This window comes from Amycolatopsis anabasis (genome assembly GCF_009765355.1).
Classification (GTDB): domain Bacteria; phylum Actinomycetota; class Actinomycetes; order Mycobacteriales; family Pseudonocardiaceae; genus Amycolatopsis; species Amycolatopsis anabasis.
In genome coordinates this window covers 71,039-82,614 of the sequence record NZ_VTHK01000024.1, presented here as the reverse complement: position 1 = coordinate 82,614, position 11,576 = coordinate 71,039, and the positions used below count along the sequence as shown (strand labels likewise).

At 70.4% G+C, this 11,576-nt stretch carries 10 protein-coding genes; 2 read left to right on the top strand and 8 right to left on the bottom strand.

Going from position 1 to position 11,576, the window contains the following annotated elements:
- The first annotated feature begins 121 nt into the window (after nt 1–121).
- Nucleotides 122–2,047, top strand: a complete 1,926-nt coding sequence (locus FXO23_RS28455; protein WP_246257956.1) for a DUF6541 family protein — start codon at nt 122–124, stop codon at nt 2,045–2,047.
- 47 nt (nt 2,048–2,094) lie between these two features.
- A complete protein-coding gene (locus FXO23_RS28450; protein WP_158888536.1) occupies nt 2,095–4,092 on the top strand; it encodes a DUF6541 family protein in 1,998 nt (665 codons plus the stop codon).
- Nucleotides 4,093–4,146: 54 nt separating this feature from the next.
- Here the strand turns inward: FXO23_RS28450 and FXO23_RS28445 are convergent, their stop codons facing one another.
- The 8 genes from FXO23_RS28445 to FXO23_RS28410 all read right to left on the bottom strand — a co-directional run bounded on the left by FXO23_RS28445 (nt 4,147) and on the right by FXO23_RS28410 (nt 11,532).
- Entirely contained in the window at nt 4,147–5,007 is an 861-nt protein-coding gene (locus tag FXO23_RS28445; protein ID WP_158888535.1) for a poly(ethylene terephthalate) hydrolase family protein, read from the bottom strand.
- Between the two features lie 86 nt (nt 5,008–5,093).
- The gene (locus FXO23_RS28440; protein WP_158888534.1) at nt 5,094–6,062 is read right to left on the bottom strand and encodes a lysylphosphatidylglycerol synthase transmembrane domain-containing protein; all 969 of its coding nucleotides are present in this window, start codon (nt 6,060–6,062) and stop codon (nt 5,094–5,096) included.
- A gap of 47 nt (nt 6,063–6,109) precedes the next feature.
- A complete protein-coding gene (locus tag FXO23_RS28435; RefSeq protein WP_158888533.1) occupies nt 6,110–7,366 on the bottom strand; it encodes an acyl-CoA reductase in 1,257 nt (418 codons plus the stop codon).
- Nucleotides 7,363–8,418, bottom strand: coding sequence for a LuxE/PaaK family acyltransferase (locus tag FXO23_RS28430; protein ID WP_158888532.1), 1,056 nt, complete (start codon nt 8,416–8,418; stop codon nt 7,363–7,365). Before FXO23_RS28430 ends, FXO23_RS28435 begins: the two co-directional genes overlap by 4 nt.
- Nucleotides 8,415–9,821, bottom strand: coding sequence for an AMP-binding protein (locus FXO23_RS28425; protein WP_158888531.1), 1,407 nt, complete (start codon nt 9,819–9,821; stop codon nt 8,415–8,417). The genes FXO23_RS28430 and FXO23_RS28425 overlap by 4 nt, the downstream gene beginning before the upstream one ends.
- Nucleotides 9,818–10,552, bottom strand: coding sequence for an SDR family NAD(P)-dependent oxidoreductase (locus FXO23_RS28420; protein WP_158888530.1), 735 nt, complete (start codon nt 10,550–10,552; stop codon nt 9,818–9,820). Before FXO23_RS28420 ends, FXO23_RS28425 begins: the two co-directional genes overlap by 4 nt.
- Entirely contained in the window at nt 10,545–10,790 is a 246-nt protein-coding gene (locus FXO23_RS28415; RefSeq protein ID WP_158888529.1) for an acyl carrier protein, read from the bottom strand. Before FXO23_RS28415 ends, FXO23_RS28420 begins: the two co-directional genes overlap by 8 nt.
- Before the next feature lie 16 nt (nt 10,791–10,806).
- On the bottom strand, nt 10,807–11,532 hold the full coding sequence (locus FXO23_RS28410; RefSeq protein WP_158888528.1) for an acyl-ACP--UDP-N-acetylglucosamine O-acyltransferase family protein: 726 nt from the start codon (nt 11,530–11,532) through the stop codon (nt 10,807–10,809).
- Between the last annotated feature and the right edge of the window lie 44 nt (nt 11,533–11,576).

Below are 11,576 nucleotides of genomic sequence, written 5' to 3'. Positions count from 1 at the left end.
CTGGGTTCGGAAACGTAAAAGCGATGTACCACCCCGGGCACCCTCGTGTTTCCGGCACGCTCGTTATCAGTAGTCCGGCCCGGCCGTCCCGCGACGGCCCCGAAACCTCACGGATGCCCGGTTGCCTCTCTTTGTTCCTGCCTGGTCCACGGCCGCGGTCGTCGGGGGCTTCCTGCTCGTGCTCCTGGGGCCGGGGCTGCTGATCGGCGTCGCGGGCGGGCTGCGGGGCTGGACGCTCGCCGGAATGGCGCCGCTGCTGAGTTACGCGGTCGCCGGGATTTCCGGTCCCCTGCTGCCGATGCTCGGGCTTGGCTTCACCTGGGCGACCTACGGCATGTCGACGGCCCTGCTGGCCGCCGCGTTCGCCGGGGCCCGCCGGCTGACCGTCCGGTTCGGACGCGCGGAGGAAACCCCGGACAAGGCATGGACTCCCGCCGGGCAGCTCGCGGTCCTCGGCTGCCTGCTGCTCGCCGCCGGGACCAGCGGGTACGCCGTGCTCACCGGGATGGGAAACCTGGGCGCCATCCCGCAGGGTTTCGACGCGCCCTTCCACGCCAACGGGATCCGGTACCTCGCGGACACCGGCGACAGCGGGCTGTTCGGCATGGGTTCGGTCACCTGGTTCGACGGCGGTTCGTTCTACCCCAACGGCTACCACCTGCTCGCGGCGCTGGCCTACCAGCTGTGCGGGGTGAGCGTGCCGGCGATCCTCAACGCGCACACCGTGCTCGTGGTCGGCCTGCTCGCGCTGTCGACGGTCACCCTGGTCCGGCATTTCCGCGGGCGCGCGGTCCTCGCCGGTTTCTCCGCGCTGACCGTGGTCGCGGCCACCATGGTCACCTACGGCACGTGGAGCAGCCCACTGCTGCCGTTCACGCTCGCGCTGGCGCTCACCCCGCTGGTCGCGGTGGCCGGGCACCGGTACCTGGTCCGCCCGGCCCCGGACACCGGTCTGCTGCTGGCCGTGGCCGTGGTCGCCCTGCTCGCGATCCATTCGAGCGCGCTGTTCGGCGCGGTGGTGTTCGCGGTGCCGGTCCTGGTGCAGCGCTGGTGGTCGGCGCGTTCGTGGCGGGTGCCGGGCCGGGACGTCCTGGCCCTGCTGCCGGTCGCCGCGGCGGGGGCGCTGCTCGCCCTGCCCCATCTGCTCGGCGCCCTCAAGCTCGCGGAGAACTTCGAATACACCGGCTGGAAGGCCAACTACACGCTGCCGAGGGCACTGGGCGAGTTGCTCGCGTTCTCGCACAACTCCCGGGAACCGCAACTCTGGCTCGCGGTCGCGTTGCTGATCGGGGTGGTCTTCGCGTTCCGGCTCGGGGCGCTGCGCTGGCTCGGCGGCGCCGCGGTGGCGTTCGGCTTCCTCTACGTCGCGGTGGCCGTTTCGGACGCGGACTGGGTGATGACGCTGTCCCGGCCGTGGTGGGACGACCGGTTCCGGCTGGTCGCGCTCGCCGGTCTCCCGATGTGCGTGCTCGCCGCGCACGGCCTCGCCGAACTGCAGCGCGGGCTGCGCCGGATCGCCCGGCCCCTCGGGCGCGCGGCGGGCGCGGTCGCCGCGGTCGTGGTGCTGGCCGCGTTCGGGCTGGCCACCCAGGGCGGGTACTTCCGGGCCAACGCCGACTACGTGGCGCTGACCTGGGGGAATTCCACCCCCCGCGCGGAGGGGATGGTGGTGAGCCCGCAGGAGGTCCAGGCCATGCTGGAACTCGGGAGGCGCGCCCGGCCCGGGGAATGGGTCCTCAACGAATGGTTCGACGGGACGGCGTGGAGTTACGCGATCGGCGGCGTCCGGCCGATGGCCGGGCATTTCGAGAACGTCGGCGCGCCCGCGGACACCCGGTTCCTGCTCGAGCGGTTCCGCTTCTACGACCGGGATCCCGCGGTGCGGGCCGCCCTCGAGCGGCGGAACGTGCGCTGGGTGCTGGTGACCACCGGGCGCATCTTCGGCGACACCGAACGCCCGCCGGGACTGACCGCGCTCGACGGATTGCCGTTTCTCGAGCGGATTTACTCGAACCGGGATGCCGTGCTGTTTCAACTCAAGGGGTGAACCACATGCGGAAGTTACCTGCACGCAACGTCTGGTTAGGGTGAGCCGTGCCCACGAGTACCAGCCCAGCCTTCGACGCGGTGACGATCGCGGTTTATGTCCTGGTTCTGCTGATTCCCGGTCTGGCGACCGGCCTCGCGGTCGGTCTGCGCGGCTGGGTGCTCGCGGCGATGGCGCCGCTGTTCACCTACGCGATCGGCGGGCTGGCCGGGCCCTGGTACGCGGCCATCGGCGTGCCGTTCAACGTCGGGACCTTCCTCGTCGCGACGGTCCTGTTCACCGGTGTGGCGTTCGGGCTGCGGTGGCTCACGGTCCGCCGGTACCGCGCCAAGCACGACGGCGCGAGACCCGTGGTGGAGGCGCTGTGGGCCCGCCACGGCCACCTCGCCGTGCTGGCCTGCCTCCTGCTCGCGACCGCGGTGGGCCTGTACACGGTGTTCCACGGCCTGGGCAAGCTGAACTCGATCGCGCAGGGCTTCGACGCGGTCTACCACGCGAACGGCATCCGCTACATCACCGACACCGGCGACGGCTCGCTCTTCGGCACCGGCCAGACGAACTGGTACGGCGACGCGGCCGGGGTCTTCTACCCCAACGCCTACCACCTGATCGGCGCGATCGCCTACCAGCTGACCGACGCCTCGATCCCGTCGATCCTGAACTCCAACACCGTGCTGCTGCCCGGTTTGCTCGCGCTGTCGCTGGTCGCCGTGGTGCGGGAGTTCCGCGGCCGCGCGGTGCTCGCCGGCGCGGCCGCCCTGGTCGCGGTGGCCCCCGCGACGGCGCTGTACGAATCGATGGACCGCGGCCCGCTGCTCCCGTTCCTGCTCGGCCTCGCGTTCACCCCGCTCGGCGCGGTGGCCCTGCACCGGTACCTGACCCGTCCGGCCGCGGACACCGGGTTCGTGTTCGTGGTCGCCGCGGTGGGCCTGCTGACCGTGCACTCGTCGACGCTGTTCGCGGGCATCCTGTTCGCGCTGCCGATGCTGATCCAGCGGTGGTTGAACGCGGCGACACCGAAGCGCCGCACGATCGGCCGGGACCTGCTGGCACTGCTGCCGATGGCGGTGGCCAGCGTGCTGGTGGCGTGGCTGCAGCTGTTCGGCGCGCTCGGGCTGGCCAGCGGCAACGTGCCGTACTGGGGCTGGCCGCCGGAGGGGAAGGCGAGCACGGCGCTCGGTTCGCTGTTGCTGTTCCAGCACTTCGAGGCGAACCCGCAGGTGTGGCTCGCCGCCGCGCTCTTCCTGGGGCTGGTGTTCTTCGCGCGGCTGAACGGTTTGCGCTGGATCGGCGGCACCGCGCTGGTCGTCGGGATCTTCTACATCGCCGTGTCCTCCGCCACGGATTCCGAGCTGGTGAAGGCGCTGTCCCGGCCGTGGTGGGACGACCCGTTCCGGTTCATCTCGATGGCCGCGGTGCCGCTGTGCCTGATCGCCGCGCACGGGCTGGCCGAGACGCAGTCGTGGCTGCGCGACCGGATCGAGGCGCTGCCGAAGCTGCCGCCCCGGGTCAAGGGCGCGCCGTGGCTCGCCGCCGGGCTCGCGGCCGTCGTGCTGGTCGGCTTCGCGGGCGTGAGCAAAGGCCTGTACACCCGATCGAACACCGCGCTGGTCGCCCCCGGTTACACCCGGCCCGACAAGCACGACATGCCGGTCAGCGCGGACGAGGCGCAGGCCATGCTGGAGCTGGGCAAGCGCGCGAAACCGGGCGAGTGGGCGATGAACGACCGGTTCGACGGGACCGTGTGGACGTACGCGATCAGCGGGGTCCGGACCGTGGCCGGGCATTTCGACGAGGCCGTGCCGCCGTCGGACGCGCTACTGCTGGGCGACCACTTCCGCGAGTACGACACGAACCCGAAGGTGCGCGACGCGGTGCGGCGGCTGAACGTGCGCTGGGTGATCGTGGGCCGCGGCGGCTACCCGGCGCACCACCCCCGCCAGGAGGGCCTGATCGGCCTGGACACGCTGCCGTTCCTGGAACTCGTCTACCGCAACGCGGACGCCTCGGTGTACCGCCTCAAACCCGAACCGGGGCAGCCCTAGTCGCCGATTTCATGAGGGGACCCCTCCGGACAAATTTCGTCTGGAGGGGTCCCCTCATGACAGGGCCGGGGCGCGGATCGCTTCGGCGCGGGGGTTGCGCTGGAAGCTCGACCAGGCGGGGTCGTCGCAGAGGCGGCAGGCGGGGCCGAAGAACTCGCCGCGGGCCTGCTGGTCGCCCATCAGCCAGAACCGGAACCAGGCCGTCGTGGCGCCGCGGTAACCACCGCCGTCGCCGGTCGGGGTCCCATGGGTCGCGCCGGCGAGTTCACCGTAGATCGCCGGAATCTGGGTCGCCTGGCGGTAACGCGGGATGACCAGCAGGGGTGGGAAGACGATCAGGTCGCGCTGCCCGGCGAGGATGAACATCGGCCCGCGCAGCGCCTTGACCGACCCCTGCGGCCCGGGCTGGATCGGGACCGTGGTGGTGATCCGCGGATCGGCCCCGGCCGCGATGGTGCCGCCGCCACCCTGGGAATGACCGGACGCGCCGATGTGCGCGAGGTCGACCTTGCGGAAGTACGGGCTGCCCTCGAGATCGTTCTCCCAGGCGAGGGCGGTCGCCCCGGCGAGCATCTCCTGACCCGAACCGGACCACGCGGTGTTGGCGGCCGCCACGATGAACCCGTGCGAAGCCCAGTGCCGCAGGAGCCCGTCGTAGACCGGCGGGGTCGCGAAGGTGCCGTTGCCCCAGACGATCACCGGATGGCGCAGGCCGTTCTGGCCGAGCGTGGCCGGCCGGTAGACCGTGTGGTCCGCGTCGAGCGCTTCCACGGCCACCGGGAACGGCCCGGGTTCCGCCCAGCGGCCGCCGACCGGAGGGAATCCGGTGGCCGCTGCCGCCGGTGGCGCGGCGACCAGCGCGAAGCCGGTGATCAGGACGAGGAACAGGGACCACAGCCGGGCTCTCGGTTGCATCTTCGCCGCCATTCCTGTCACAGGTCAGGACGGTGAGTAAGCATGCCACGACCGGGCGAAGTTGGATACCGGCGAGTAGGTGGCGTTCAGCGCCGGATGTAGGCGGCCACGGCCGCGCCGCCCGCGGTGATCAGGTCCGCGACGATGAACATCACCCGCGACACCACCGCGCAGGCCAGGGCGGCCACCGTGTCGATCCCGCTGGCGGTCAGCACCGCCACGATGACGGCCTCCCGGACACCGACCCCACCGGGCAGGATGAACGCGAAGTTGCCCGCGGTCATGGAGATCGCCATGGCGCCGATGCACATGATCAGCCCGCTGAAACCGGGAGCGCCGATCGAGTTGGCCAGCAGCCACAGGTGCAGGCCCTGCAGCGCCCAGGCGGCGGTGCAGCCGCCGAACACCTTGCCGATCGTGCGGTAGGTCAGCGGATGGTCCAGCGGCGGGCGCCGCAGGATCCGCAGCACCAGCGAGGTACCCCAGGTGAGGATCTTCGGGTGCAGCGCGGTGAACCCGAGCGGCAGCAGTACGAGCAGCCACCAGGCGTTCGGGCTGTTCGCGAACACTGCGGGCATCGCGAACAACGACAGCACGAGCGCCGCCACGATGCCGACGCCGAGCTGGATCAGCGAACTCGTGAAGATTCGCGCCCTGGCCAGGCCGACCTTCTTGCCGAGTTCCATCTGGAGCAGGTACTGCCACACCGAGCCGGGCAGGTACTTCGCCAGCGCACCCACCAGGTTGATCTGCGCACCCCGCGCGTAGCCGATCGGCTTGCCGAGGTCGTCGACGATCACCTGCCAGGCGTAGACCCCCGCCGCGATGCTCGCCACCAGGGCGAACTGGCTGAGCACCGACGACTGCCACGGGATGTCCTTGACCTTGAGCCAGAACTCGTCCCAGTTGCTCGCCAGCTTCCACCCGGCGAGCCCGAGGACCACGATGATCGCGACCCAGCGGGCCACGTCGATCAGCTTGGCCTTGGTGGACTTCGGCGCGGAGACCGGCTTGGCCAGTTCCTCCGCGGTCGCCTCGGGCTCGACCGTGGTCATCTGATGTCGTGTCTCCTCATGGGCCACACCGGCACAATAGGGGTTAATCAGTTCGTAACAGTGACCAGGCGGCTGAACTCGGTGAGCAAGTCGTAGCCGTCCCAGATCGCGGAGAAGGTCAGCGCCGAACCGAACGGAACAATTCGGTCAACGCCCCGGCCCGCCAATTTGCTTGCGAACTCAACCAATTCTTCGCGGGTGAACCCGAATTGGCTGACGGTTTGATCTTTGCGCACCACGACCGGCACGAGTTCGTCCAGGGTAAGCACCGAGCCGTGGCCGAACGTCCCGGCCCCCAGCCACTCGCGCGGCAGCGCGGCCGGTTCGGCGAGCTGCAGCGTCGCGACGCCGTTGGTGTCGGCGCCCGCCCCGGCGAACGAGATGCGGGTGATCAGCCCGTCGACCGCGGCCCCGTACGCGGACACGCGCTTCTGCACGGCCATCGCGGGCTCGGTGACGTGCTGCTTCTCGGCGAGCACCCCGGCCAGCAGGGTCTGGAACTCCTCGCCCGCCGCGGTGGCGGATTCGGGATCGCCGACCCAGAAGATCGCGCGCGGGGACGAGCAGGCGGCCTGGTCGAACCAGTACGAGTCGTTGTAGAAGCCCTCGGCGGCGGCCTTGCGCTCGGCCTCGGACGCCGCCTGCCAGCCGCGGACCGAAGCGATCGCGAAGGAGGAGCGGTCCGGGAAGGTCAGGTCGCGGGCGTGCGGCGCGAGCGGGTACTTCCGCAGCGCGTTCACCGAGCCGTCGCCGCCCCAGATGACGCGCAGGTCGGCGGCCTGGGAAAGGGCGCCGCTGATCGCGTCGCTGCGGTCGTAGGTGACCATCCGCTGGGTCGCGGTGATCGCCCGCGCGGTCGCGGAGTCCACATCGGACAGTGCGGCGTTCAGCGCCTCGAGCACGGTTTCCGCGGCCCCGGCCGAACGGGACGACACCCGGACCACGTTGTGGTTCCCGGCCAGCGCGGACAACGCCCACGAGTAGACGAAGATCGTGTCCACATTGGCGGGCGGTACGTGGAACACCAGCCCGCGCGGGAAACGCAACGCGTCTCCGGAAGTCTCCAAACGGGACAACGCCTTGGCGATTTCGCCCTTGCGCAGGAAGAAACCCAGGGACGCGAGTTCCGGGAACCGGCGCGCGGTGGCCGGGGCGAGCAGTTTCCGGGCGAACTTGGTGAGGAATTCGACGACCCGTTCGTCGCCGACCTTCAGGCGGCCACCCTCGGGTTCGGCGCGCAGGTCCTCGACGAGCGCGTCGACCTCGACCGCGTCGCCGAGCGGGAAACGCTGGGTGAGACTCATGCCGCCTGCCCCCCGGAGAAGGTGTCGGAGCAGCCGCGGGCCTCGGCCTTGGGCAGGCGGCCGAGCACCGAGAAGTGCTTACCGGGCCAGTCGCCGTCGTCGATGCCGTGGTACACGCCGAGGTCCTCGGTCAGCAGGACGTGACCGGGGTACGAATGCGGCAGTGTGCTCACTACTTCAATGACGCCCGGCTCGCCGACGGGTTGCTCCGCCCAGGTCTCCGGGTCCCGGATCACCACGTCCGCGAAGTCGGGGCAGTAGAGCGAGTTGCCGGACGGGCCCTCCAGGAAGACCGTGCCGATCTGCTCGATCATCCCGTAGTAGTTGTGGATCCGGGTGAGCCCGGTGTCCTCTTTGAAACGCCGCCGGAACTCGGTGTTGTCCACGGCCCGGTCGATCAGCTTCTTCCAGCCGCCGGAGTGGATCAGGATCCCGTTGGACAGGTCCAGCCGGTGGTCGCGGGCGACCTCGTACAGGTACTGCCACACCATGAAGGTGAAGCCGAAGATCAGGAACGGTTCGCTCCCGTGGCGTTCCAGGAAGCCCTTGACCGCCTCGACGTCCGGTTTGTCGTTCTCGTCCAGGACGTACACGTGCTTGCGGCCGAAGTTGGCCATGCCCAGCACGCCCGCGCCGCGCGCGGAGAACGAGCGCCGGTTCTTGATGATCCCGATGGTGTCCACCATCAGCATCGGCAGCCGCTGCCCGCCGAGCACGGTCTGCAGGGTGTCGCCGAGGTGCTTGGTCTGCGCCGCGGCGGCCGCCTTGTCCAGGTAGATCCGGGACGCCCCGGCGCCGGTGGTGCCCGAGGAGGTCAGCGTCTTGAAGACCTCGGCGTCCGGCACGCTCTTCAGGTCGTGCGTCTTGAACATGCGCACCGGCAGCCACGGCAGGTCGGCGATGCTGTCGAACCGGGCGTCGCGCGGGATGCCGAGCGAGGACAGGATCCGGTCGTAGCCGACCGAGTTCTCCCGGTGGTGCGCGGTCAGCTCGGCGAGCCGCGGCAGCAGCGTCGCCTCGCGCTCCGCCTGCGAGAGGCTGAAGACGCTCATACCTGGGCCTCCAAGGTCCGGTAGTCGATCTTGCCGCTGGCCAGCAGCGGCACGGTGTCGATGGGCCGGACGTCGAAGCCGCTGGTGTGCAGGTGGAGCCGTTCGGAAAGCGCGCGAGCGGCGGCCTTGCAGGTGTCCTTCTCGACGCCTTCGGCGAAGAGGACCACCTTGTCCCCGGCGGGTACCGCGGCCACGACGTCGATGCCCACCGAAGCAGAACGCACGGCCTGCTCCAGATCATCCAGGCTGACCCGGTTGCCGAAGACCTTGCCGATCCGCTTGAGCCGCCCGGTGATGAACAGGAACCCGTCCTCGTCGAGGTAACCCAGGTCGCCGGTGGCGAGCACGCCGCCGACCTCGTCGCCGTGCGCCAGCTCGGCCTCGTGCTCGGCGTACCCCATCATCACGTTCGGGCCGCGGTAGACGACCTCGCCGGTGATCTTGGGCTGGGTGGTCTCCGAACCGTCGTCGCGGCGGATCGCGAAGGCGCCGCCGGGCAGCGCGGGGCCGGCCGAACCGATCTTCTCGGCGAGCCGCTCGGCGGGCACGGTGGCCATCCGCGGCCCGGCCTCGGTCTGGCCGTACATGACGAACATCTGCCCGCCCGCGCCGCGGATCTTGTCGTTGAACTCGGCCACCAGATCGGTGCGGAGTTTGCCGCCCGCCTGGGTCAGCGTGCGCAGGCTCGGGTACTTCTCCGGGTCGAACTTGAGGCGCCGGAGCATCTCGTAGTGGTACGGGACCCCGGCCAGCGAGGTCACCTTGTGCTCGGCGACCGCGTCCCAGAACCCGCGGCCCAGCACCCCGGACGGCTCGACGACCACGGTCGCGCCGCGGACCAGGTGCGAGTTCAGCACCGAGAGCCCGTAGCTGTAGTGCAGCGGCAGGCTGGTCGGGGCGATCTCGTCCGCGTCGATGCCCAGCACCTCGGCGATCGCCTCGGCGTTGGCCAGGATCGCCGTGCGGGAGAGCCGGACCAGCTTCGGGTTGCCGGTCGAACCGCTGGTCGGCAGCAGCACGGCCAGGTCCGGATGCGGGACGACCCCGTTCGGGTCCGTGCGCACCCAGTGCCCGTCCCGCGCGGTGTACCCGGCGGGCACCGTGCTTTCGGTGCCCTCGGGGGCCGACAGCACGGCGGCCGGGCGGAAGCGTTCGACCAGCCCGGCCAGCACGTCGGCGTCCAGGGCCGGATCGATCAGCGCGATCGGCCGGGCGGCCTCGAACGCGCCGAGGTAGCGCAGCACGCTGTCCACGTCGACCGCGGTGCGCGCGAACAGCACGCCCTGGCCCAGCGCGGCCAGTTCCTCGCCCGCGCGGGTGACCGCGGCGGCGAGGTCCTCTCCGGCCAGCGTGCGGCCGCCGGTCGCGTCGACCAGCCGGGCCCCGTCGCCCACCAACTTCACAGCACCAAGCCTCCGTCAACGCCCAGAATCTGCCCGGTCACGAACGACGCCTCGTCGCTGACCAGGAACCGGATGGCCTTCGCGACCTCTTCGGCCTTGCCGAGCCGCCGCAGCGAGGTGTCCTCGATGCGCCCGGCGATGATCTCCTCGCCGAGGTGCTCGGTCATCGCCGTCTCGATCACGCCCGGCGCGACGCCGTTGACCCGGATGCCGTAGCGGCCGAGTTCCTTCGACGCCGAGCGTGCGATGTTGCCCACGGCGGCCTTGGACGCCGCGTACGCGGTCTGCCCGGCGCTGCCCTTCTCGCCGACGATCGAAGCGAGCACCACGATCGCGCCGGTCTTCTTGCGCATCATCGCCCGCGAAGCGGCCTGCACGGTGTGCAGGGTCCCAGCCACGTTGGTGGACAGCATCCGGTCGATCAGGTCTTCCTTGATCATCCCGAGCAACGCGTCCTCGAGGACCCCGGCGTTGGCGACCACGATGTCCAGCTGCCCGTGCTCCTTGGCCACGCCCCGGACCACGGTCGACACGGCCTTGGCGTCGGTGACGTCCAGCGCGAGCCCGGAGACCTGGCCTTCGACCGAGCCCGCGGCCTCTTTCGCCTTGGCTTCGTCGCGCCCGGTGAGCACCACCGTCGCCCCCGCCTCGGCCAGCGCGCGGACCGTGGCCAGACCGATACCCCGGGTGCCGCCGGTGACCAGCGCGACCTTCCCGGTGAGATCAGTCATTGGTTGCTTGCAGCTCCTTCACCATGTCGACGGCGACCTTGAAGCTGCTCATGTCGATCACCTGGTCGGTGTCGAACTGCACATCGAACTCGTCCTCGATGGCGGCGACCAGCGCCATGTGCCCGACCGAGTCCCAGGCCTCGATGTCGCGGTACTTCAGGTTCTCGACGTTGACATCCCCGTCGAGGTCGAGGGCCTCGACGAACACCTCGCGCAGCTTGTCAGCGATCTCCGCCATTTCGTTCCTTTGCTCGTCAGTCGCGCGGACGCTCGTCCCACGCCTTCACCAAGGTAGAGAGGTCCGCGGGCAGCCGGTCGACCAGCCCGTCCGCCGGGAGCTCCCCCTTGCCCTTGAGCCACGGCTCGAGGGCCTCGATGGTGGCCTCGTCCAGGCCACGCCGCTGCAGGCCCACCACGTTCACGCCGGTGACCCGGGCCGGGTTGCCGACGCTGATCGTGAACGCGCCCACTTCCCGGCGCACCGCCGAACCCATGCCGACCATCGCGCCCGGCCCGATCCGGCCCTTCTGGTGCACCACGGTGCCCATGCCCAGGTTGGCGCCGGACCAGACGTGGGTGTGCCCGCCGAGCAGCACGTCGCAGGCCAGCGTGACGCCGTCGTCGACCACCACGTCGTGCCCGATGTGGCTGCCGCGCAGCACGTAGCTGTCATTTCCGAGCGTCGAGGCCCGCCAGGTGCCCTGCTGGATGCTGACGTACTCGCGGATGCGGTTGCGGCTGCCGACGCGCACCCCGTGCCCGTCCTGGGCCGGGTCGCCGGTCGGCGCGTCCTCCCAGGCCACCGGGTGCGGGCCGTGCCGGTCCTCGCCCGGGGTGCCGATCGTCACATGCGGGCCGATCCAGTTCCCGTCGCCGATGACGGCGGGGCCCACGATGACGGTGTACGGGCCGATGACGTTGTCGTCACCGAGTTCGACGCCCTCACCGAGGACAGCGGTCGGATGGATGCGGTTCGGCACTCAAGTTCCCGTTCGTAGGCGGCTGAGTTACAACCTGGTTTCAT